A 22,104-nucleotide genomic window follows, 5' to 3' on the forward strand; every position below is an offset into this window, starting at 1 on the left:
ATGCTTTTCGCTTAGCGGCCATTGGCCTTGCTAATCGAAGTGTGATACTGCGCCTCATACCATATAGCTATCACCGGCTAACCGGAGGGTGTGAAACATGTCGCAAGCCAATAACGCTTTTTTCAACGCAACTCTTGAAGAAATCGATGCCGATATTTTCGGTGCGATCCGTAATGAACTCGGTCGTCAGCGTCATGAAATCGAGCTGATCGCCTCGGAAAACATCGTTTCTCGTGCGGTTCTTGAAGCTCAGGGTTCCATCCTCACCAACAAATATGCCGAAGGTTATCCGGGCAAGCGCTACTACGGCGGCTGCCAGTATGTTGACGTTGTTGAAGAATTGGCAATTGAACGCGCCAAGAAGCTGTTTGGCGCAGAGTTCGCAAACGTACAGCCTAACTCCGGCAGCCAGATGAATCAGGCCGTGTTTCTTGCGCTTCTGCAGCCAGGCGACACCTTTATGGGCCTCGACCTGAATTCCGGTGGCCACCTGACACATGGTTCGCCAGTCAATATGTCAGGCAAGTGGTTCAACGTTGTTTCCTATGGCGTTCGTGAAGACGATCACCTTCTGGATATGGAAGAAATTGCTCGCCTCGCACGCGAACACAAGCCAAAGCTGATTCTCGCTGGCGGTACCGCTTATTCCCGCATCTGGGATTGGAAGCGCTTCCGTGAGATCGCTGACGAAGTTGGCGCATATCTGATGGTCGATATGGCTCACATTGCTGGTCTGGTCGCCGGTGGCGTACACCCATCGCCAGTTCCACACGCCCATGTCTGCACCACGACGACTCACAAGTCGCTGCGCGGTCCACGCGGCGGTATGATCCTCACCAACGATCCTGATCTGGCGAAGAAGTTCAATTCGGCTGTCTTCCCTGGCCTGCAGGGCGGCCCGCTGATGCATGTGATTGCTGGTAAGGCAGTTGCTTTCGCGGAAGCTCTGAAGCCAGAATTCAAGGTCTATGCTCAGAACGTCGTCGACAATGCGCGTGCGCTTTCGGGCGAACTGAAGTCGCAGGGTCTCGATATCGTTTCCGGCGGCACAGACAACCACCTGATGCTGGTCGATCTGCGTCCGAAGAATGCAACAGGCAAGCGCGCTGAAGCAGCTCTCGGTCGTGCGAACGTGACCTGTAACAAGAACGGCATTCCTTTTGACCCAGAAAAGCCATTCGTAACTTCTGGTGTTCGCCTTGGAACGCCTGCTGGCACGACCCGTGGTTTCGGCAAGGCTGAATTCAAGGAAATCGGCTCGCTGATCGCAGAAGTGCTCGATGGTCTCAAGGTTGCAAATTCCGATGAAGGCAATGCATCGGTTGAAGCAGCGGTTAAGGCAAAGGTCATTGCACTGACCGACCGCTTCCCAATGTACGGCTATCAGGGCTAAAATTGCTCACAATTTGATGAAGCCCCGCTCAACCCTGTTGAGCGGGGCTTTTTCAATTATGCCCTAATTATGCATCAACTTAACGATGGGGTATGATTGTCAGGAATCAGTCAATCTAAGGCGTGCCTTTCAAATCGGCGCGCTTGGAAACAAAGAGTGAAGTGCGTCGCGTAAGCTATATGCAGATGCGCTTTCGTAAGTGAAAGAGTGCCATGCGTTGTCCCTATTGCCAGTCTGAAGATACGCAAGTTAAGGATTCCCGCCCGGCGGAGGATGGTGCCGTTATTCGCAGGCGCCGTGTTTGCTCGGTCTGTGGCGGACGTTTTACCACTTTTGAACGCGTACAGCTTCGCGACCTCATGGTCGTCAAGAAGAGCGGTCGCCGTGTACCTTTCGATCGCGAAAAGCTTGCCCGCTCCATCGATGTGGCATTGCGCAAGCGCGACGTGGATGAGGAGCGCGTAGAACGTGCAATCTCCGGCATCGTGCGCCAGCTCGAGAGTTCGGGTGAGGCGGAAGTCACATCAGACGAAATTGGTCGTCTTGCCATGGATGCTCTCAAGGGCGTCGATGATATTGCCTATATCCGATTTGCTTCCGTTTATCGCAATTTCAGCAAGGCCGTTGATTTCCACAACGTCATTGATGAACTGACGGTAACTGAAACAGATCGTGATCCGGACGCATAAAATGAGCCGAATGGAATTCCGGCACGCAAATGTGACGTCGGATGACGTTCGCTTCATGGAAGCGACCATTCGACTTGCCCGTCGTCACAAAGGCCTCACAGGCACAAACCCGTCAGTGGGCACTATCCTCGTTAAGGACGGTATCATCGTTGGACGTGGCGTCACCGCAATCGGTGGGCGTCCTCATGCGGAGCCGCAAGCGCTCGCAGATGCAGGTGAAGCGGCCCGCGGCGCTACGGCCTATGTCTCGCTGGAGCCCTGCGCTCATCATGGTCGCACCCCGCCATGTGCCGAAGCGCTGGTGCGGGCTGGTGTCGCGCGGGTGGTGGTTGCCGCAACCGATCCGGATGACCGGGTGAGCGGAAAAGGCTTCGCCATATTGCGGGACGCGGGCATTGAAGTGGTGCCGGGTGTTCTGTCGGACAAGGCGGCTGATGACCTTGCAGGCTATCTGAATCGATCTTCTAAAAAACGTCCGGAAGTGATTCTGAAACTTGCACTTTCTGCCGATGGCTATATCGGGAAAAAGGGCGAGGGACAGGTTCCTATTACCGGTCCGATTGCGCGCGCCCAGTCGCATATTCTGCGCTCGCAGACTGATGTGATCCTCATCGGAGTTGATACTGCAATCGCCGATGATCCTATCCTGAATTGCCGTCTTCCGGGGTTGGAACAACGTTCGCCAATTCGCCTCATATTGGACAGCGGATTGAAATTACCGCTCGATTCAAGGCTTATTCGCACTTCGGAAGCCCTTCCTTTGTGGCTTTCCTGTTGTGAAAATGTGGCGCCGGAGAGGCGATACGAGATGCAGGCTGCAGGATGCCGCATCATTGCAGCGGAAAGCGATGAGGGCCGTATCGCTTTGCCGGAGCTGATGGATGATCTTGCAGCACAGGGTATTTCGTCTGTTCTGGTCGAAGGTGGAGCCAGTGTTGCCACAAACTTCCTAAAAGAAAAGCTGGTTGACCGCCTTGTTCTGTTCCATTCGCCTGTGGAAATCGGCGCGACGAATGGGGTTGCCGTCACGGATCTGCAATCCCATATCGATAATGAATTTACAATTTTGCGCAATGCGCAGTACGGCGACGATGCCTGTATCGAGTATGTAAGGAAAGCGTGATGTTTACTGGGATTGTCACCGATATCGGTAAAGTGGATCGTATCAAGCCTTTGAATGAAGGCGTTTTGCTGCGTATTGAAACAGCCTATGATCCTGAAACGATCGAGCTTGGTGCTTCGATTGCCTGCTCTGGTGTGTGTCTGACAGTCGTGGCACTGCCGGAAAAAGGCACAAATGCCCGCTGGTTTGAAGTTGAAGCCTGGGAAGAAGCGCTGCGTCTGACCACGATTTCAAAATGGGAAAACGGCACCCGCATCAATCTTGAGCGCTCGCTCAAGCTTGGCGATGAAATGGGTGGTCATCTCGTTTCCGGTCACATTGACGGGCAAGCTGAAATCGTAGAGCGCAAGGAAGAGGGCGATGCTGTACGTTTTACCCTGCGCGCGCCGGAAGAACTTGCACCCTTTATTGCACAGAAGGGTTCCGTTGCGCTTGATGGCACTTCGCTGACGGTCAATGGCGTTAATGGCAACGAATTTGACGTTCTGCTCATTCGTCATTCGCTGGAAGTGACGACCTGGGGCGATCGCAAGGCTGGTGACAGGATCAATATTGAGATCGATCAGCTCGCACGGTATGCAGCAAGGCTTGCGCAATATCAGAAATAAGCTTAGAGCCTACACTCTAAAGCTATAACAGCATTTTCCGAATTTAGCGTTGACCGCAGGTTTTGCGGTCCGCGATTTCTGCCATGGAGTCTCTCATGTCGAAGCACGAGGCGCACGCGCCGCATTTGCTCATTGTTGAAGCGCGTTTCTATGAAGAACTGTCCGACGCGCTTCTTGACGGCGCGAAGGCTGCTCTCGATGCCGCTGGCGCAACATATGATGTTGTGACGGTACCCGGCGCGCTTGAAGTGCCAGCGACGATTTCTTTCGCACTGGATGGCGCGGAAAATGGTGGCACTTATTACGATGGTTATGTTGCCCTCGGCACAGTTATTCGCGGCGAAACCTATCATTTCGATATCGTTGCCAATGAATCCTGCCGTGCGCTGACTGATCTTTCGGTTGAAGAAGGTCTTGCTATCGGCAACGGCATTCTGACAGTTGAGAATGACGAGCAGGCCTGGGTCCGTGCGCGTCGTGAAGACAAGGACAAGGGCGGCTTCGCTGCCCGCGCTGCGCTCACCATGATTGATCTGCGTAAGAAATTCGGAGCCTGATACGATGACTTCTTCTTCTGAAGGCCGTTCTGCACCGAACGCGCCACGATCTGCAAACAAGCGTGGCGTTGCACGTCTTGCAGCCGTACAGGCGCTCTACCAGATGGATGTCGCCGGTATCGGCGTCATGGAAGTCGTGGCTGAATATGAGGCCCATCGTCTTGGCAAAGAAGTCGATGGCACACAGTATCTTGACGCCGATCCGCAGTGGTTCCGCGCCATTGTCGCGGGCGTTGTCGATAGCCAGCTCAAGCTCGACCCGATGATTCATCAGGCGCTCACAGAAGACTGGCCGCTGTCGCGTCTCGACTCGACACTGCGTGCCATCTTGCGTGCCGGTGCATGGGAATTGCAGACCCGCAAGGACGTGCCGACAGCTGTCATCGTTTCGGAATATGTGGATATCGCAAAGGCGTTCTACACTGAAGATGAGCCAAAGCTTGTTAACGCCGTGCTGGATCGTCTGGCTTTTGAACTGCGCGGCGAAAGCCGTGGTGCAAAGCCGCGTGGCCGATAAACCTTAGCCACTCAGTAAATACTCAAAAAGGCTGCGAGAAATCGCGGCCTTTTTTGCATTCTGGCACAATAAACTACGGCTTGACCTTTGCAGATAGCTTCCGCATGTTGGACATGCGGCATTGAGAATGCTGAAATGCAGAAACATCAGCCAATTATTTGATTTCTGGTCGATGTTTTCAGAATAACAACAAGCCGAAGAAGCCCGGTGAATGGTCGGTTTCAGGCACTTCCATGCCGCTGTTCTTAGGCCCGGGGAGGGGTTTTCGGGCCTTTCATGCGCCGATGTGTGCAGGCAATCGCTACCCTTGTGAGCGGTCTGCTTGTGACTGGCGCGAGCTCATGGGAGTTGGCCTAAATGGGAATTGGAGTTCTTCTTCTCGTCATTGCCTGTGGTGTGCTTTCCGTTCTTTTTGCCGTATGGGCGATCCGCTCTGTACTTGCGGCCGATCAGGGCACACCGCGTATGCAGGAAATCGCTGGTGCCATCCGTGAAGGTGCTGCAGCCTATCTCACCCGACAATATACGACCATTGCCATTGTTGGCGTCGTGGTCTTTCTGGCAGTCTGGTATCTGCTGTCTATTTCTGCCGCCGTGGGCTTCCTCATCGGGGCAGTGCTTTCCGGGCTGACCGGCTTCATCGGTATGCATGTTTCCGTTCGTGCAAATGTGCGCACCGCACAGGCGGCATCCTTGAGCCTCGCAGGTGGTTTGGAAATTGCTTTCAAATCCGGCGCTATCACCGGGATGCTGGTGGCGGGTCTCGCACTGCTGGGCGTCTCAGTCTATTATTTTATCCTGACTGTCTGGCTGGGTTATTCGCCTTCCGACCGCACGGTCATCGATGCCCTTGTGGCACTTGGCTTCGGCGCTTCGCTCATTTCGATCTTTGCGCGCCTTGGCGGCGGCATCTTCACAAAAGGTGCTGATGTCGGTGGCGATCTCGTGGGTAAGGTCGAAGCAGGCATTCCGGAGGATGATCCACGCAATCCTGCAACCATTGCCGATAATGTCGGCGACAATGTTGGTGACTGCGCAGGCATGGCAGCGGACTTGTTCGAGACCTATGCCGTTACAGTCGTTGCAACCATGGTTCTGGGCGCGATTTTCTTCACTGGCTCAGATGTTCTCTCAAGCGTGATGCTCTATCCGCTGGCGATTTGCGGCACTTGTGTCATCACTTCGATTGCTGGCACGTTCTTTGTCAAACTCGGCGTCAATGGCTCGATCATGGGCGCGCTTTACAAAGGCTTGATCGCAACCGGACTTTTGTCCGTGGTGGGTTTGGCAATTGCCAACACGCTTACCATTGGCTGGGGTGAAATCGGCACTGTCGCAGGCATGTCGATCACCGGCACCAATCTCTTCATCTGCGGGCTGATTGGTCTCGTCGTCACCGGTCTGATCGTGGTGATTACCGAATACTACACCGGAACTAACAAGCGTCCGGTCAATTCGATTGCCCAGGCTTCGGTCACTGGCCATGGCACCAATGTCATTCAAGGCTTGGCTGTTTCGCTGGAATCGACTGCTTTGCCAGCAATCGTCATTGTTGGCGGTATCATCGGCACATATCAGCTCGCGGGCCTCTTTGGCACAGCAATTGCTGTTACGGCCATGCTTGGCATTGCCGGTATGATCGTGGCCCTCGACGCTTTTGGCCCGGTTACGGATAATGCTGGCGGTATTGCTGAAATGGCCGGTCTTGATCCGGAAGTGCGTAAATCGACCGATGCTCTCGATGCCGTCGGCAACACGACCAAGGCCGTCACCAAGGGCTATGCAATCGGATCGGCGGGTTTGGGTGCGCTTGTGCTCTTCGCAGCCTATTCAAACGATCTGGCTTATTTTGCCGCCAACGGGCAAACCTATCCATATTTCGCGGATATGGGGCCGGTGTCGTTCGAGCTCTCCAATCCTTATGTGGTTGCCGGTCTGATTTTTGGTGGCCTCATCCCCTATCTCTTTGGCGGTATGGCGATGACGGCTGTTGGTCGTGCGGGCAGTGCGGTGGTGCAGGAAGTGCGTCGTCAGTTCCGCGAGAAGCCGGGCATCATGACGGGCAAGGATCGTCCGGATTATGCGCGAGCTGTCGATCTTCTGACGAGAGCCGCCATTCGGGAAATGATTATTCCGTCGCTTCTGCCGGTTCTGGCGCCGCTTGTCGTCTATTTCGGCGTGTTGCTGATCTCAGGCTCCAAAGCCGCAGCCTTTGCAGCACTCGGTGCCTCGCTGCTGGGCGTTATCATCAACGGCTTGTTCGTGGCCATATCCATGACATCAGGCGGTGGCGCCTGGGATAATGCCAAGAAGAGCTTCGAAGATGGCTTTACGGATGCTGACGGCGTGAAGCATCTCAAGGGATCGGAAGCGCATAAAGCTTCCGTGACCGGCGATACCGTAGGCGATCCTTACAAGGATACGGCAGGTCCAGCCGTTAATCCTGCCATCAAGATCACCAACATCGTGGCACTCTTGCTGCTTGCGGTGCTGGCTCACATGGTTTGATGAAGCACTAACAAAAAAGCCCCTCCAAAAGAGGGGCTTTTTTTAATTCTTTGTATTGGATCAGTTGTTCGCGCCGCCAGCAGCACCCGGCAATGATGTCGGAGCTTTGGAAACACCCTGAATAATCTGACCAATGAAGGTCTGGTCCTTGCCGCCAGTTGGCGTGGTGCGCGATACGAAATCGAACAGCTTGCCGTCCTGTAGGCCGTAATTGGCAATATTGCTGACCTTGCCGTCCTTGTCGAAGTAAACGGCAAGGATATGACGGTCGATAATTTTGGGCTTCATGAACTGAGCCGCACGATAACGCTTCTGCGAAATGTAATAAAACACTTCGTTATCGAAGGTCGCCGTAGTGGATGGCGTACCGAGTGCGAGAAGCACCTGTTCACGGCTGGAGCCAACCGGAACCGAATCAAGTGCCTCCTGATCGAGCACGTAACCCTCTGTAAGTGTTTCCGACGGGTTTAGCGTGGACGCAGTGTTGCATCCGGCGAGAGCCGCCGAAAAGAGAATTGCTGTGCCTGCGAGAAGGGCACGCTGTTTGCGTGCGCTTAGGAAAATTCGCTGCAACAAAGACCTCTCCATACATTCTATATCAGCGCGGCACTTTCGCCGTCGGGAGAACTTCGGTAAACCACCTTGCTTCTGGATGCAACAAGTACGGTCGTACGGGAATGATTCTTCGACTTTTTCGCCGCAAATCTAAAGCAAATGAGACAGTTGTGCTTCGCGTTTACGAGACGATCGTGGCAGCGGCGCGGCAAAAGCGTTTTTATGCACAATTTCAAGTGCCTGATACGCCTCTCGGTCGCTATGAAATGCTCTCAGTTCATATTTTTCTCGCTCTTCATCGCATGAAAGGCGAAAAATCTGCATTATTGCCGCTTGCGCAGGACATTGCAGACGAATTTTTCAAGGATGTCGATCATTCCTTGCGGGAATTGGGAATCGGTGATCAGGGCGTTCCCAAGCGCATGAAAAAGCTTGCACGCATGTTTTATGGTCGTGTCAGCTCTTATGGGACTGCATTGGATGCCGGTGATCGCGACATGCTGGCAACAGCTTTGACACGCAATATCCGCCCGGACCTCGAATTATGGCCGCATTCTCACTATTTGAGTGAATATCTGTTTGCTTGCCGTGATCGGCTGGCAAAAATTGAGGACAGTGCTTTGGCGGCAGGCGACATATCCTTTATGGATGCTGACGAGATGGCGTTTGCGCCAATATAGCATTTCCAGCAAAGGTGCGAAGCGCCTCCGCAGGGAAATCAGTTCGCTGGACTGATTTCTTTTCCTGCTGCGATGCGTCGGATAATGTGTAAAAACAAACAGTTACAGCGGTTAAAACTTAACTGGAACCGCTGCAAATAACGAAACAAAGGCTAAAGAGAATGACTGATAAACCGGCGCTGACCTATCCCGTTCCAGTTCTGCATCTGCCCCCCAAGGGCATAACGGTGAAGATTGGGACCACTGACAAGGAAAGAGCTGCTTTGGCTGCCCAGCATGGCTTAGAGGCCGTGAATTCCTTTGCTGCAGAGTTTTTGCTGACGCCTTGGAAAAAGAGCGGCATTCGTTTGCGCGGAACCGTCAATGCGGAAATCGTGCAGTCATGCGTGGTTACACTTGAACCGCTTAATGCGACGATTGCGGAAGAAGTCGATACGATCTTCGTGCCAGAAAATTCACGCCTTGCGAAAATTCAGCTCGATGAGAGCGGAGAATTGCTGCTGGACGCCGATGGCGCGGATATTCCCGAGACTTTTCCTGGCGACAAAATTGATATTGGCGCTGTGGCTGAAGAGTTTTTCGAACTGGCGCTCGATCCATACCCTCGCAAACCCGGCCTGCCTGACGATGCCGAGCCAGCCGTATTTGGCGATGTTGAAGAGGAAGAGAAGCCTGATTCGCCTTTTGCCGAGCTCTCGGAATGGTCCAAGAAGCCCTGATTTAACCGATGCTTGAGAGAATCTGGTTGTGCGCGACCGGAAAAACACTATTTTCGCGGAAAACCCCTATGTTTATAAAGAAGCAAATGGGGCAGGGATCGCACAGGAATAATCAATAGTGATAAAAATTTCGATTGACGCCATGGGCGGTGATTTTGGCCCTGAAGTGGTCATCCCTGGTGCTGCGAAGGCGCTTGAGCGTCATCCTGATATCCGGTTTATTTTCTTCGGTCTGGCTGGTCAGGTCGAGCCCATACTTGCGCGTTATCCAAAGCTACAAGCTGCTTCCGAGTTCCGCGCCAGTCAGGTTGCGATCAAGATGGATGACAAACCAAGTCAGGCGCTGCGCGCTGGTCGGGGCAAGTCTTCCATGTGGCAGGCGATTGAAGCGGTAAAGACCGGCGACGCCGATGTCTGCGTTTCTGCTGGTAATACCGGCGCACTGATGGCCATGTCCAAATTCTGCTTGCGTATGCTGTCTGATGTCGAGCGTCCGGCAATTGCCGGTATCTGGCCTACACTGCGTGGCGAGAGCATCGTTCTCGACGTTGGCGCAACGATTGGTGCCGATGCACGTCAGCTTGTCGATTACGCGGTTATGGGCGCGGGAATGGCGCGGGCGCTTTTTGAGGTGCGCAAGCCGACTGTAGGTCTCCTCAATGTCGGTACGGAAGAAGTCAAAGGTCTCGACGAGATTAAGGAAGCTGCCCAGATTCTGCGCGATACACCGCTGGAGGGTTTGCAATATACCGGCTTTGTCGAAGGAAATGATATCGGCAAAGGCACGGTCGATGTCGTCGTCACAGAAGGCTTTACCGGCAATATCGCTCTGAAGGCCGCCGAAGGCACTGCTCGTCAGATGGCAACGCTTCTGCGCCAAGCCATGAGCCGTACCTTGCTTGCCAAGATCGGTTATATTTTTGCCAAGGGTGCATTTGATCGTATTCGCGAGAAGATGGACCCGAACAAGGTGAATGGCGGCGTTCTTCTTGGATTGAGCGGTATTGTTATCAAGAGCCATGGCGGCGCAACGGCAGAAGGTTTCTGCTCGGCGGTCGAAGTCGGCTATGACATGGTGCGTAATAAGCTTCTTCAGAAGATTGAAGCGGATCTGGCGCATTTCCACCACAGTCATCCGCATTCTGCGTCTAATGACGGCAACGAAACAGCCAAATGATAATTAACCCATAACAGGGTATGAATTTTGACCGGCAGGCGTGGGTCTGCGATGGTCAGGCTAGGACAGGAAAACAAGATGATAAGATCTGTCGTAAGAGGTATTGGTTCGGCTCTGCCTAAGCGGATCATGAAGAACTCCGATTTTGAGGGCGTGGTTGAAACCTCTGACGAATGGATTGTCCAGCGTACAGGTATTCGTCAGCGTCACATTGCTGGCGAAGGTGAAACGACAGTATCGTTGGGTGCGGCTGCTGCCCGCGCTGCATTGGAAAATGCTGGCCTGCAGGCTTCTGATATCGATCTCGTTTTGGTCGCAACCTCGACGCCAAACCATACGTTTCCTGCAAGCGCAGTCGAAATTCAGCGCGAACTCGGCATCACGACCGGCTTTGCATTCGATCTGCAGGCGGTTTGCAGTGGCTTCATCTATGCCGTTACGACTGCTGACCTCTATATCCGTGGCGGACTTGCACGTCGTGTTCTGGTTATCGGCGCAGAAACCTTCTCGCGCATTCTCGACTGGAATGATCGCACCACCTGCGTTCTGTTTGGCGACGGTGCCGGTGCGCTGGTTCTCGAAGCCGGCGAAGGCAAGGGCTTGACCTCTGATCGCGGTATTTTAGCTGCCAACCTTCGTTCCGACGGCAATCACAAGGAAAAACTCTTTGTGGATGGCGGCCCGTCGACGACACAGACGGTCGGTCATCTGCGCATGGAAGGCCGTGAAGTCTTCAAACATGCCGTGGGCATGATCACAGATGTGATCGAAGCATCCTTTGCTGAAACGGGCCTTAGCGCCGATGACATCGACTGGTTTGTGCCGCATCAGGCCAACAAGCGCATTATCGATGCTTCGGCCAGGAAGCTGAATATAGCTGAGGAAAAGGTCGTTATAACCGTTGATAGACACGGCAACACCTCTGCTGCGTCGGTTCCGTTGGCTCTTGCTACGGCTGTCGCTGACGGTCGTATCAAGAAGGGCGACCTCGTTCTTCTGGAAGCTATGGGCGGTGGATTTACCTGGGGCGCAGTTTTATTGCGCTGGTAATAAAAAAATTGATGGGCCGCGAGGAAACTCGCGGCTTGACCACACCGCTTTTATTTGTGTAACCTCCTGTCACTTAAGGATATTATCTGTTCAAACACTAACCAGGTAGGTTCGGTTATGGGAGGTAAGACGGTCACACGCGCTGATCTGGCAGAGGCTGTTTACCGAAAGGTAGGCCTGTCCAGAACAGAATCGGCGGCTCTGGTCGAGATGATACTCGATGAAGTCTGTGACGCCATCGTCAACGGTGAAACTGTGAAGCTGTCGTCTTTCGCGACATTTCAAGTCCGTGACAAGAATGAGCGCATCGGCCGTAATCCGAAGACTGGCGAGGAAGTTCCTATTCTCCCACGCCGCGTCATGACGTTCAAAGCTTCTAACGTTCTCAAGCAGCGTATTCTGCAGGAACACCAGAAGCGTAGCGCAAAAGGCGCCAAGTAATCACCTCATATAGATAAAGAGAGATTTGTCTCTTTATCTCTTCGTCCTCACTGGACGAAGTATTTCCGCTTGCTTATTTATCCAGTGACATCTGTAAATCCGAAAACTGTGCCTCTTTCTGTAATATATGAAGGGGTGCTTATAAAGTTCTGATATTATATAATCGACGGATAAAGCGAGTCGTTTCGCTAATATAACAGACCGAAAAGTAGGGGCTTTTCATCCCAACTTTTTGTGTTAAACGCCGTTAGATTATTATGATATTATGGCTGGCGCTGATTGATGTGCCGATTGCCATTTGAACTATCTGGACTGGCAGGTTCGCCCAAAAGACGACCAAACCACTGGAAAGGGCAAGCAGATGGACAAAAGCCCTGATGCATTCAGGACTATTAGCGAAGTTGCCGAGGATCTCGATCTCCCTCAGCATGTACTGCGTTTCTGGGAAACGCGTTTCACCCAAATAAAGCCTATGAAGCGAGGCGGTGGTCGCCGCTATTATCGTCCGCTGGATGTTGAGCTTCTAAAGGGTATTCGCCATCTGCTTTATGATCAGGGTTACACCATCAAGGGTGTGCAGCGTCTGCTTCGCGAGAACAACGCACAGTTCATCATTGCCTTGGGTAATGGCGATGTGCAGGCTATTGAAGCGATCACGCGCCAGAAACAGGCTGCGGCAGAAAAGCAGGCAATGGAAAATGCCGCTGATCATGAAATGGCTTTGCCGAACGGCATCAAGGCACCACAACCTGCACGCAAGCTGTTCGGATTGCTGAAGGGTGAAGAAGACGGCCCGATCGGTGCCGATGGCAAGCGGCCATCGAAAGACAATCGGTCGCTCTTGCAGGAAGCACTTTTTGATCTGCTTGAATGTAAGCGACTATTGGATCAGGTTCGCTAGAGCATTTTGCATTTAAGCTGAACCATTCGAAACGCATTATCTTTTTGTTTTACACACGTCTTTGCCCGAAAACTGGTGTCCGGTTTTGAGAGACATGCTCAAAGAACGTAATTGAATTGAGATAATAAAAAGGGAGGCTTTTGCCTCCCTTTCTTTTTGGGTTATGTCGATGAGAGTTTGAGCCCGACGATGCCCGCGAGAATGAGCGAGACGCTTAAAATCCGGAAGAACGTCGCAGCTTCGCCCAGAATGACAATGCCCACCACGAATGCACCCAAGGCACCGATTCCGGTCCAGATTGCATAAGCTGTGCCCAACGGCAGGCTACGCATGGCAATTGAAAGCAGTGCAAAGCTGCCGATCATCGTTACGATGGTGATGATTGTCGGCGTCAGAAGAGAGAATCCTTCTGACTTTTTCATAAAATAGGCCCAGACGATTTCAAGGCCGCCCGCAAGTACGAGATAAATCCATGCCATTATAGTGCTCCTTGGGTATGGGCCGTCCCATATTTGAAGGAACGAAAGGTCGTCCTTTCGCTCTGGTATTGGGTTTCGAGCGCATCACGAAAAGTGTGAAACAGTTTTCAGATGAAGATGCGCGTTAAAGCTCTAGTGAGAAGGATGCAGGGCGTCGTTTAGATACATGCAGCTTAGCATGGTGAAAACATATGCCTGAATGATAGCCATAAGCAATTCGAGTGCGGTAAGTGCGACAGTCATGGCAAGTGGTAGAACTGCCGACAACAAGCCCATCGTGCCCAAACTGCCCAAGCCCACGACAAAGCCCGCAAAGACTTTAAGCGTGATGTGCCCCGCCAGCATGACGGCAAACAAGCGCACCGAATGGCTGATTGGCCGTGAAATATAGGACATCACCTCGATAGGTACGATAATCGGCGCGAGTATCATGGGGACACCTGCCGGCATAAACAGCTTGAAGAATTTAAAGCCGTGGCGGACCAGCCCATAAATAGTCACGGTGAGAAATACCAGCATCGCCAGCGCGAATGTCACAATGATGTGGCTTGTAACCGTAAAGGCATACGGAAACATCCCAATGAGATTTGCAACGAGGATGAACATGAAAAGCGAGAAAACCAGCGGGAAGAACTTCATCCCGTGTTCGCCTGCATTCTCGCGAATCGTTTTGGAAACAAACTCGTAGAGCATTTCGACTGACGACTGCCAGCGGCCAGGCACAACCCGATTCCGGCGTGAGGCTAAAAACAGAAAGCCAGCAGCAACTGTTACAGTCAGCAGCATGTAAAGCGCAGAATTTGTGAAGACAATCTGTTGGCCACCAAGTGTACCAAGCTCGACGATAGGTCGAATCGCAAATTGCTCAATAGGTCCAGCCACGGAACACCCCTCTTATGGGGCCGTCCCCTATGCGAACACAGACGCGGGTCGTCCCGCGCAACTTTCAGATAGAGACATTTTTTGCGGGCCGCAAGTCTCACTTAATTCAGAACCTACGAAAACTTGAATGGGCAGCTCTGGATCGAGACCGTTTTTGCGCTATTTTTAAAGTAACGCAACTCACTCTGGAGACTGATTGATGGCTATCTCACGGCGAAATTTCATTGTTGCTGCTTCTGCTGCGGGGGGCGGGGCAGCTCTGTCGCCATTCGATAGCTCTCAGGCTCAGGCACAAGGTCAGGCTTCGGTGTCAAAGGTCGAGAATCCAGGTTTTCATCGCTTTCAGTTTGGCGATTTTGAAATCACGACGCTTTCCGATGGGCGCAGAGCAGGCGAAGCGCCTGAAAAAACCTATGCAATCAATCAAGACCCGAAGGACGTGGCGGCACTTCTGGAGGAAAATCTCCTGCCGACTGATCGCTTTGTGAATAGTTTTACACCAGTTCTGATCAATACGGGCAAAGAGTTGGTGCTGTTTGATACCGGAATGGGCGCAGGGGCGCGCGAAGCCGGTCAGGGCAAATTAATCAGCGCTCTTGAGGCTTCGGGCTATAAGGCGGACGACGTATCACTCGTTGTGCTCAGCCATTTTCACCCCGATCACATTGGCGGCTTGATGGAAGATGGTAAGCCGGCTTTCGCGAATGCGCGTTACGCTGCCGGTCAGAAGGAATTTGACTTCTGGACAGATCCGGGGCGTCTTGAGACACCGGCTAAAACCGTTGCGCAAATGGTGGAAAAGAACGTGAAGCCATTCGCCGAAAAAACGACTTTCATCGATGATGGCAAGGAGGTCGTCTCGGGCATTCACGCGGTGGGTGCTTATGGCCATACGCCAGGTCACCTGGCGTTCCGAGTGGAATCGGGCGGAAAGTCGCTGATGCTGATTTCCGATACGGCCAATCACTCTGTCATCACCTTACAGCGCCCCGACTGGCATGTTTCTTTTGATATCGACAAGGAAATGGCGGTTGAAACCAGAAAGCGTATCTTCGATATGCTTGCGACGGAACGTCTGCCGTTCATTGGCTACCATATGCCTTTCCCATCCCTTGCTTATCTTCAACGCGCAGGTGAGGGCTATCGTTACGTCCCGGAAACTTACCAGATCCGCGCAAGTTAAGTCCCCTTATCTACGGTGCAGGGCTGTTCATTTCTGCAATTGCAGAAATTAGACCTTGCGCCGTAACAGGTTATATTCTACGGCTTTTTCATGGTCCGGAGCGTAGCGCAGCCCGGTAGCGCACTTGACTGGGGGTCAAGGGGTCGTGGGTTCGAATCCCGCCGCTCCGACCATTAAATCAAGCCAAACAATAGAAGTTTTTATGGTGCTTTTGCTGACGCTTTTCACAAGCTTCGGCTGAGGATTTCCATCATTTTTGAAAATTGTTTTGTAGCCGAAGTGAAGCGCTCAGTGCCGTCTGCAGTCTGCACAAGCACAAAAAAGCCCCTGTATAGAACAGGGGCAATTTTGTTAACCTAATGCAATTTTGGATAAGAATACGTACGGGGGTAATACGATAAACTGATCCATAATGAAGTTAGTAAAAGAAGTTACGAAAATCTATTTCCACGTTAAATGAAAAAATGCCTGGTAATAGTATATCTTGATTAGATCGCAATTTTAGTTATTGAACAACCGCACTTGTTCGCTCACAATTATGAAGTGGGATTGTCTTATATGATGCAAGTTTGGTTGATTGATATTTTCCAAACGAAAAGAAATTTTACCATTTGGTTCAAAATATTTATTTGTATAATGCGGCGCTTCACGAATGTTATATTTAAGAGGAATCGTTCTTTCATTGCTGAAATTATTGCTGTTATCTGATCTCAAGCGGTATTTATTCGTCTTTTTCAGGTTGATGCTTGATGTGCGAGGCATGTAGTGATGAGTTTGATCATTGATTTCGTCAAATACGTTTCAATCGTCGTGATTGGTCTTTTGCCTATTATGAATCCCTTGACGACAATTCCCTTATATATGTCGCTGACCAAGCGCATGAGTGCTGAAAACAAACGTGTTCAGGCGCGAAAAGCATGTATTTATGCATTTTCGATTCTCACAGCATTTCTATTGCTCGGAAACGGGATCATCTCGCTTTTCAGCATATCCATGCCAGGTATTCGCGTCGCTGGCGGGCTGATCATCATGATTTTGGCGTTGCGGATGATTTTCTCGGGGGAGGATTCGTCATCAGAAGTAGATGCAGAGCCCGCCGATATCAAAAAAGCTGATCTGGATTATTCTTTCTCACCACTCGCAATGCCGAGCCTTGCTGGGCCGGGCTCTATTGCGGTTATTATGAGCTTTGGATCGCAGATTCCGTCTGAGCACACAATCATTGGCCATGGGATTGTCATTGTTGGTATCGCCATCACGATCTGCGTTGCTTATCTCGCACTCTCGTCTGCGTCACTGATTGAAAAAGTGCTCGGGGAACACGGTATGCAGGCTGTGACAAAGATCATGGGCTTTCTGCTGACCTGTGTGGCCGTGCAGTTTCTGGCGTCCGGTATCCGCGATTTCTACATCGAGTTCAGCAAAATCAGCTGATCCAATCAGGATCGTGGGACGAAGAGGATGATGCAGGTGCCGACAAAGGCCGTTGCGGCACCAATGATATCCCAGCGGTCTGGACGCATTCCTTCTGCAGCCCAAATCCAAACAATCGAAGCGATGATGTAAATACCGCCATAAGCGGCGTAAGCACGGCCGGCAGCGTCACTTTCAATCAGCGTGAGCAGGTAAGCAAAGAGCCCAAGGCAAACCAGCCCGGGAATAAGCCAGAGCGGCGACTTATCGAGTTTGAGCCACGCCCAGAATGTAAAACAGCCTGCGATTTCGAACAAAGCGGCGGCGACATAGATAAGAAGCTGCAAAGCGATTTTCCTAGAGACAGTTAGTTGCATAAGGCTGAGGTTCAGCAGCTTTGCGCTGATACTTATACTCCAGCCCCGCGCACCCCCAAATAATGCCGAACAGCAAATAGAAATGACGCCAGTGATCGGTATCAATGACATTGCCAATCAGCACATGCCCCAGATAGGCAGCATAGGCGCACATCAGAAATGGCTGCCACGGGCGGTTTCGAAACATCAGTTTGAAACCAATGCCGAGCGTTAGAAAAGTCAGCGTCATAAAGCTTATGAAACCGATCCATCCATAGTCGAGTACCGCTTTTAGCCAGGTATTATGCGTGTCCTCACCAAACATAGGCCCAAACTCAAGCGGTCCAATGCCCAAGGGATGTTCGGTGGCTAACCACATGCCCAGCCAGTGACGCGCAAAGCGGCCCAGCCGCGCGCTATCGTAGCTTTGTTCCAGCTGTGCACGCTCGAGAAAGAAGGAGCGAACATCTGGAATCTGCAGCAGCAGCAGCACAGTGAGAACAATCACGACAACAGAGAGGAGACCAATCGTTATAAGTCGCAGCCGGAACTTGTTGCTTTCACTTTGCAAAAACAGAACTGCGAAAATGCAAATGAAGGAGAGGGGAACCATCCCCCATGCGGCGCGTGAGAACGATACCAATATGCCCAGGACAAGCACGCAACACAGCGGCATGTAAATCAGGAGATCGCGCATATTTCCGCGCATGATACGGTAAAGGCACCATGTAAAAGGCAGGACCAGAAACGGAGCGTAGACGTTAGAATCCTGAAATGCCCCTTTAGCACGATCATAACGCGTGAAGATTTCCGCACCGGGAAAAAGATTGAGATAGCCAGCAATGCCCAATAGCGAAGATACAAGACCAATGAGCAGATAGGCATTGAAGATCGTTTTCAGGCGCCGATAGTCGGCTTCGATAATTGCTGCATAGAAAACCGCTGTGAAGGCCAGGAAGAGCGACACAGCGATGTAAAGCGGCGCATCCTTGGTATCCGCCATCTGCATGACGGAAATCATGCCGCCGAAATTGAACATGGTGAAGATTGCAAGCAGCACCATACTGGTCCGCGTCAACCGCATCCCGAAAAGCAGCGCCACACTAATGAGCGCGACCATATAGAGTTCATACGGCGCAGGCTCGCTCATGACGAACCCAAGCAGAAATACACCGAACCCTATAGCGAAATTACTGATCAGCCTGTTCAGCGCGCGCTTGCCCGCAACATCGGCAGCAGGCAGGCTACGCCGATTTTGAGCCGCATCGTTGACGCTATGGGAAATCGCGCTCAATAAGCATTTTCCGTATTGAGAAGTCGGATCGGCGTGAGAAACAGGATCTTCAGGTCAAACCAAAGCGACCAGTTTTCGATATAAAACAGATCATATTCGGTGCGCATTCTGATCTTGTCGTCATTGTCGATTTCGCCACGCCAGCCATTGATCTGAGCCCAGCCTGTTACGCCTGGTTTCACGCGGTGGCGGGCGAAATAGCCGTCAACCACTTCGTTGTAGAGCACATTGTGCGAGTGAGCAGCCACTGCATGTGGGCGAGGTCCGACCAGGGACAGCGATCCGGTTAGCGAGTTGAAGAACTGCGGCAGCTCATCGATAGACGTTTTGCGGATAAAGCGGCCAACTCGAGTTACGCGTGGATCATTTTTAGTGACGGCATTGCGCGCTGTCGGATCGCTAAGCTCGGTGTACATCGAGCGGAACTTCCAGACATTGATCACTTCGTTGTTAAAGCCATGGCGCTTCTGCTTGAAGATTACAGGTCCCTTGCTGTCGAGCTTGATGGCAATGGCTGTGGCCAGCATGATCGGTGAAAGGAAAATGATGCCAAGCAGACTGAAGGTAATGTCGAAAATACGTTTCGCGACAGAATCCCAATCGTTGATCGGTTTGTCGAAAATATCCAGCATCGGCACGGTGCCGATGTAGGAATAAGCACGGGGACGGAAGCGAAGATGATTGTTGAGAGCCGAAAGACGAATATCGACCGGCAGGACCCAAAGCTTGTTCAGGATCATCAGGATACGCTCTTCAGCACTGATCGGCAGAGAGACGATCAGCATGTCGATATAAGCGATACGTGCAAATTCTATGAGTTCTTTGATATTTCCAAGCTTGGGATAGCCAGCGACGATAGGTGGAGAGCGCTTATCATCGCGATCATCGAAAATGCCGCAAATGCGAATATCATTATCCGGCTGTTGCTCGAGCGAGCGGATCAGCGCTTCAGCGTTAGGGCCGCCACCGACGATTACGGCGCGACGCTCCATGATACCGTTTCGTGCCCAGCGGCGGATGCGCCATGAAACGAACAGACGGCAAATAATGAGAACAATCAGACCGCTCAAGGCCCAGATAAGAAACCAGGCACGCGAAAAGTCGGACGAAACTTTAAACAGAAAGCCAGCGACGGCGACTGTACCAAGAACCGTCGCCCAGCTGATGATGACGCGTTTCAAATGGCGGCTGGGGCTACGCAGAATATTGATCTGATAGCCGTTGTTTATTTCCATCGAAAGCACATACAGGCCACCGCCTGCGGCCATGATCAGGAAATAATAAAGCAAATGAGGAGTGTTGAAGCTTACATAATAAGCGAAACTGAATACGCCCGTCAGAAAAACAATGCCGAACTCAACAAGCCTGATGACCCCGCTCACCATGGTTGGTGACAATGTGTCACGAGCATATTGCTCGGCCATCTGGCGCGCCATCGGGTTCAGTTCTACCCGTTCGTTCTGCTTGGAATCCTTCGCACCGCTGGCATTGCTTGCCTCAAGGCTGTTTGGAGAAGGCGTATTATTATCCCGCACAGTTTTACCCCTACTAATCAAAGTGCCGGGCTATCTTTAAAGGCAAATCCTAAGGAATTGCTGATTAAACGGCCTCCATCACGATAAGATCGTTAGGATCGTGCCTCACGGTAAACCAATTCTATAGAATGTGCCATTGTCTGGAGGCTGAAGCGCTCATGCAAGCGCGAGGCGTCGGGCATGGAAGCCTTGAAGCTGTCTTCGTCGTTCATGATGACAAGCAGCTTAGCTGCCAATTTCTCCACGTCGGGTTCGACAAGAGAAGGAGAGCTGGGGCCGAAGATTTCAGGGATACCACCGACGTTGCTCGCGAGCACAGTCTTTCCAGCAGCCAAAGCTTCGAGAACGATATAGGGAAAAGCTTCTGCACGCGATGGCACGACCATGACTTTCCCGAGCGCAAAAGCTTCGCGTGCTGCCATTCCAGACATAAAACGGATTTGGTCCGCCACTCCCAGCTCATCTGAGAGCGCCAGAAATTCCGGCTTCTCGGCGCCGTCGCCTATGATTGTCGTGGTGAAGCGTTGGTTGTGTTTGTCGCGAAGGTCGGCGAGGGCGCGGATCAACAGATCAGGGCCCTTCAAGGCACGCATGGTTCCGACAAATAGAAAATCGGTGGCGTCTGGTGCGGTTGCCGTATGAACAAACTCTTCATCGGACAAACCATTATAGATGACCGCATGAAGATCATATGGTCGACCGACTTTCTCTTCATATGTTCGCTTCTCAAAATTTGAAACAAACAGAACAGCGTCGGTCAGCGGCGCCAGCAGTTTTTCGATGAGAAAGACAGCGCCACCGCGGCGTGTCTTTCTGTCGAAATGCAGGCTACCGCCATGCGGTGAATAGATACGGGCTACGCGAGACTTAAAAACCCGTAGGACTGAACCGAACAGACGTGCATAAACGCCACCTTTGGCGCCATGACCGTGCAGGATGTCCGGCTGCAATTTCTTGATGATACGATACGCTTTGAATGCTGCTTTGATATCGCCAGTGCCGATATGTCGTTGCATGGCGATACGGTGGATACCAAGCGTAAGGTACGGCTGTAACTCTTCGAGCAACGCTTCTTCACGCGGACCGCCGGTCGTAGCATCGCAGACGATGCCGACCTGATGTCCATTTTGAGCTTGCGTCGCGACGAGATCGCGCACATGGCGGAACAGCCCGCCGGTGGGCTCACGGAAACAATGGACGATCCGAAGTGGGGAAACGCTTTTTTCATCAGACATTTATCGCCATCAGAACAGACGTTCGCGGACATAGACTGTGTCGCCCGGCAGGATCGGATCAGAGATCAGAACCCGACCTGTCACCACTTCGCCGTTAACGGTGCGCGTGATGTCGACATTCTCCTGATTGGCGCGGGGGCTGAAACCGCCCGCCGCAGCAATGGCTTTCTGAACAGTCATGCCCGGCACGTATGAATACTGACCGGAGCCACCGACTTCACCCATGATGAAGATTGGCCGATAGCGATCAACCTCGACACTTACATCTGGATCGCGCAGGTAGCCGCCGCGCAGTTTGGACGCGATAACTCCTTCAAGTTGCTTTACGGTTTTGCCGCTCGCAGGAACGCTGCCAATAAGCGGGAAAGCGATGTAGCCCGACTGATCGACGCTATAATTATTGGTGAGGCTTGCCTGCTCAAATACGGTAACGCGCACGCGATCGCCGGAATTGAGCATATAAGGCTCGTTCAGTGCTGCATGAAAAGCCGGAGGGGCAGGGCGATAGCTTGAACATGCGGAAAGCGTCATCGCCGCGAGGCCGAGCGCGATAAGGACCATGTGGCCCGAGCGCTTTTTATGAGTTTTCTGCATTGTCATTGTTGCCTCGGTCTCTTCCGAAAAGCCTGCCGCATTTAGAGATTCGGATCACGAATATCCGAGTGCTTATGAGTGATGTTATCGTTTGATTAAGGTTAATGGCTGGTAAAGAACCGCCATTCGGATGAAAAATCTTTATACATGGGCAGCTTATACAGGGCGTATTGAATAAAACCCGTTTGTCCTCTGCTAATTCGAGCGGCGATCCG

The 22,104-nt window shown here is 52.0% G+C and carries 23 protein-coding genes and 1 tRNA gene; 16 read left to right on the top strand and 8 right to left on the bottom strand.

The genetic code is table 11. From position 1 onward, the window contains the following. The first annotated feature begins 97 nt into the window (after nucleotides 1-97). From glyA to ABWV94_RS01625, 7 genes are all read left to right on the top strand, one after another. Nucleotides 98-1,393, top strand: a complete 1,296-nt coding sequence (glyA, locus tag ABWV94_RS01595; RefSeq protein WP_113498535.1) for a serine hydroxymethyltransferase — start codon at nucleotides 98-100, stop codon at nucleotides 1,391-1,393. Nucleotides 1,394-1,605: 212 nt separating this feature from the next. Further along, the gene (nrdR, locus tag ABWV94_RS01600) at nucleotides 1,606-2,082 is read left to right on the top strand and encodes a transcriptional regulator NrdR (RefSeq protein WP_007874456.1); all 477 of its coding nucleotides are present in this window, start codon (nucleotides 1,606-1,608) and stop codon (nucleotides 2,080-2,082) included. A gap of 1 nt (nucleotide 2,083) precedes the next feature. Beyond that, the gene (gene ribD / locus ABWV94_RS01605; RefSeq protein WP_113498537.1) at nucleotides 2,084-3,205 is read left to right on the top strand and encodes a bifunctional diaminohydroxyphosphoribosylaminopyrimidine deaminase/5-amino-6-(5-phosphoribosylamino)uracil reductase RibD; all 1,122 of its coding nucleotides are present in this window, start codon (nucleotides 2,084-2,086) and stop codon (nucleotides 3,203-3,205) included. Then, nucleotides 3,205-3,813 carry a riboflavin synthase gene (locus tag ABWV94_RS01610; RefSeq protein WP_079211736.1) on the top strand — a complete coding sequence of 203 codons (609 nt, stop codon included), beginning with the start codon at nucleotides 3,205-3,207 and terminating at the stop codon, nucleotides 3,811-3,813. Before ribD ends, ABWV94_RS01610 begins: the two co-directional genes overlap by 1 nt. Nucleotides 3,814-3,908: 95 nt before the next feature. Further along, nucleotides 3,909-4,370 carry a 6,7-dimethyl-8-ribityllumazine synthase gene (locus ABWV94_RS01615; protein ID WP_007874460.1) on the top strand — a complete coding sequence of 154 codons (462 nt, stop codon included), beginning with the start codon at nucleotides 3,909-3,911 and terminating at the stop codon, nucleotides 4,368-4,370. A 4-nt stretch (nucleotides 4,371-4,374) separates the two neighbouring features. Next, nucleotides 4,375-4,887 carry a transcription antitermination factor NusB gene (gene nusB / locus ABWV94_RS01620; protein WP_113498539.1) on the top strand — a complete coding sequence of 171 codons (513 nt, stop codon included), beginning with the start codon at nucleotides 4,375-4,377 and terminating at the stop codon, nucleotides 4,885-4,887. Between the two features lie 357 nt (nucleotides 4,888-5,244). Beyond that, on the top strand, nucleotides 5,245-7,395 hold the full coding sequence (locus ABWV94_RS01625; RefSeq protein WP_113498541.1) for a sodium-translocating pyrophosphatase: 2,151 nt from the start codon (nucleotides 5,245-5,247) through the stop codon (nucleotides 7,393-7,395). 60 nt (nucleotides 7,396-7,455) lie between these two features. Here the strand turns inward: ABWV94_RS01625 and ABWV94_RS01630 are convergent, their stop codons facing one another. Next, nucleotides 7,456-7,971 carry an outer membrane protein assembly factor BamE gene (locus tag ABWV94_RS01630; RefSeq protein WP_039859655.1) on the bottom strand — a complete coding sequence of 172 codons (516 nt, stop codon included), beginning with the start codon at nucleotides 7,969-7,971 and terminating at the stop codon, nucleotides 7,456-7,458. Between the two features lie 101 nt (nucleotides 7,972-8,072). On the opposite strand from ABWV94_RS01630, the gene ABWV94_RS01635 reads away from it, so the two are divergent. The 6 genes from ABWV94_RS01635 (at nucleotide 8,073) to ABWV94_RS01660 (ending at nucleotide 12,918) form a co-directional block, all read left to right on the top strand. Continuing rightward, on the top strand, nucleotides 8,073-8,630 hold the full coding sequence (locus tag ABWV94_RS01635) for a ubiquinol-cytochrome C chaperone family protein (protein ID WP_113158484.1): 558 nt from the start codon (nucleotides 8,073-8,075) through the stop codon (nucleotides 8,628-8,630). Nucleotides 8,631-8,791: 161 nt separating this feature from the next. After that, nucleotides 8,792-9,349, top strand: a complete 558-nt coding sequence (locus tag ABWV94_RS01640) for a YceD family protein (RefSeq protein WP_113498543.1) — start codon at nucleotides 8,792-8,794, stop codon at nucleotides 9,347-9,349. 118 nt (nucleotides 9,350-9,467) lie between these two features. Then, nucleotides 9,468-10,526, top strand: a complete 1,059-nt coding sequence (plsX, locus tag ABWV94_RS01645) for a phosphate acyltransferase PlsX (RefSeq protein ID WP_007874476.1) — start codon at nucleotides 9,468-9,470, stop codon at nucleotides 10,524-10,526. A 78-nt stretch (nucleotides 10,527-10,604) separates the two neighbouring features. Continuing rightward, on the top strand, nucleotides 10,605-11,576 hold the full coding sequence (locus ABWV94_RS01650; RefSeq protein WP_113498545.1) for a beta-ketoacyl-ACP synthase III: 972 nt from the start codon (nucleotides 10,605-10,607) through the stop codon (nucleotides 11,574-11,576). Between the two features lie 117 nt (nucleotides 11,577-11,693). Beyond that, nucleotides 11,694-12,017, top strand: a complete 324-nt coding sequence (locus ABWV94_RS01655) for an integration host factor subunit alpha (RefSeq protein WP_007874478.1) — start codon at nucleotides 11,694-11,696, stop codon at nucleotides 12,015-12,017. Between the two features lie 361 nt (nucleotides 12,018-12,378). Further along, entirely contained in the window at nucleotides 12,379-12,918 is a 540-nt protein-coding gene (locus ABWV94_RS01660; protein WP_007874479.1) for a MerR family transcriptional regulator, read from the top strand. Nucleotides 12,919-13,079: 161 nt separating this feature from the next. Here the strand turns inward: ABWV94_RS01660 and sugE are convergent, their stop codons facing one another. Together sugE and ABWV94_RS01670 are read right to left on the bottom strand one after the other, a co-directional pair. After that, nucleotides 13,080-13,397: a quaternary ammonium compound efflux SMR transporter SugE gene (gene sugE, locus ABWV94_RS01665; RefSeq protein WP_007874480.1), complete on the bottom strand. Its 318-nt coding sequence runs from the start codon at nucleotides 13,395-13,397 to the stop codon at nucleotides 13,080-13,082. A gap of 132 nt (nucleotides 13,398-13,529) precedes the next feature. Further along, entirely contained in the window at nucleotides 13,530-14,279 is a 750-nt protein-coding gene (locus ABWV94_RS01670) for a F0F1 ATP synthase subunit A (protein WP_007874481.1), read from the bottom strand. Between the two features lie 199 nt (nucleotides 14,280-14,478). On the opposite strand from ABWV94_RS01670, the gene ABWV94_RS01675 reads away from it, so the two are divergent. The 3 genes from ABWV94_RS01675 to ABWV94_RS01685 all read left to right on the top strand — a co-directional run bounded on the left by ABWV94_RS01675 (nucleotide 14,479) and on the right by ABWV94_RS01685 (nucleotide 16,896). Next, entirely contained in the window at nucleotides 14,479-15,462 is a 984-nt protein-coding gene (locus tag ABWV94_RS01675) for an MBL fold metallo-hydrolase (protein WP_113158485.1), read from the top strand. A 96-nt stretch (nucleotides 15,463-15,558) separates the two neighbouring features. Next, nucleotides 15,559-15,635: transfer RNA gene (locus ABWV94_RS01680), tRNA-Pro, on the top strand. A gap of 595 nt (nucleotides 15,636-16,230) precedes the next feature. Further along, entirely contained in the window at nucleotides 16,231-16,896 is a 666-nt protein-coding gene (locus ABWV94_RS01685; protein WP_007874485.1) for a MarC family NAAT transporter, read from the top strand. 5 nt (nucleotides 16,897-16,901) lie between these two features. Here the strand turns inward: ABWV94_RS01685 and ABWV94_RS01690 are convergent, their stop codons facing one another. The 5 genes from ABWV94_RS01690 to ABWV94_RS01710 all read right to left on the bottom strand — a co-directional run bounded on the left by ABWV94_RS01690 (nucleotide 16,902) and on the right by ABWV94_RS01710 (nucleotide 21,889). After that, nucleotides 16,902-17,222, bottom strand: coding sequence for a YnfA family protein (locus ABWV94_RS01690; protein WP_007874488.1), 321 nt, complete (start codon nucleotides 17,220-17,222; stop codon nucleotides 16,902-16,904). A gap of 10 nt (nucleotides 17,223-17,232) precedes the next feature. Then, nucleotides 17,233-18,525, bottom strand: coding sequence for an O-antigen ligase family protein (locus tag ABWV94_RS01695; protein WP_113485107.1), 1,293 nt, complete (start codon nucleotides 18,523-18,525; stop codon nucleotides 17,233-17,235). After that, nucleotides 18,522-20,060 (bottom strand): undecaprenyl-phosphate glucose phosphotransferase, encoded by a 1,539-nt coding sequence (locus ABWV94_RS01700; protein WP_007874491.1) that lies wholly within the window; start codon nucleotides 20,058-20,060, stop codon nucleotides 18,522-18,524. Before ABWV94_RS01700 ends, ABWV94_RS01695 begins: the two co-directional genes overlap by 4 nt. A gap of 92 nt (nucleotides 20,061-20,152) precedes the next feature. After that, nucleotides 20,153-21,295: a glycosyltransferase gene (locus ABWV94_RS01705; protein ID WP_113498547.1), complete on the bottom strand. Its 1,143-nt coding sequence runs from the start codon at nucleotides 21,293-21,295 to the stop codon at nucleotides 20,153-20,155. Between the two features lie 9 nt (nucleotides 21,296-21,304). Then, on the bottom strand, nucleotides 21,305-21,889 hold the full coding sequence (locus tag ABWV94_RS01710; RefSeq protein ID WP_064322393.1) for a polysaccharide biosynthesis/export family protein: 585 nt from the start codon (nucleotides 21,887-21,889) through the stop codon (nucleotides 21,305-21,307). Nucleotides 21,890-22,104 lie beyond the last annotated feature (215 nt).

The sequence above is a fragment of the Brucella sp. NBRC 12953 genome (assembly GCF_040369775.1).
GTDB classification, from domain to species: Bacteria; Pseudomonadota; Alphaproteobacteria; order Rhizobiales; family Rhizobiaceae; genus Brucella; species Brucella pseudogrignonensis.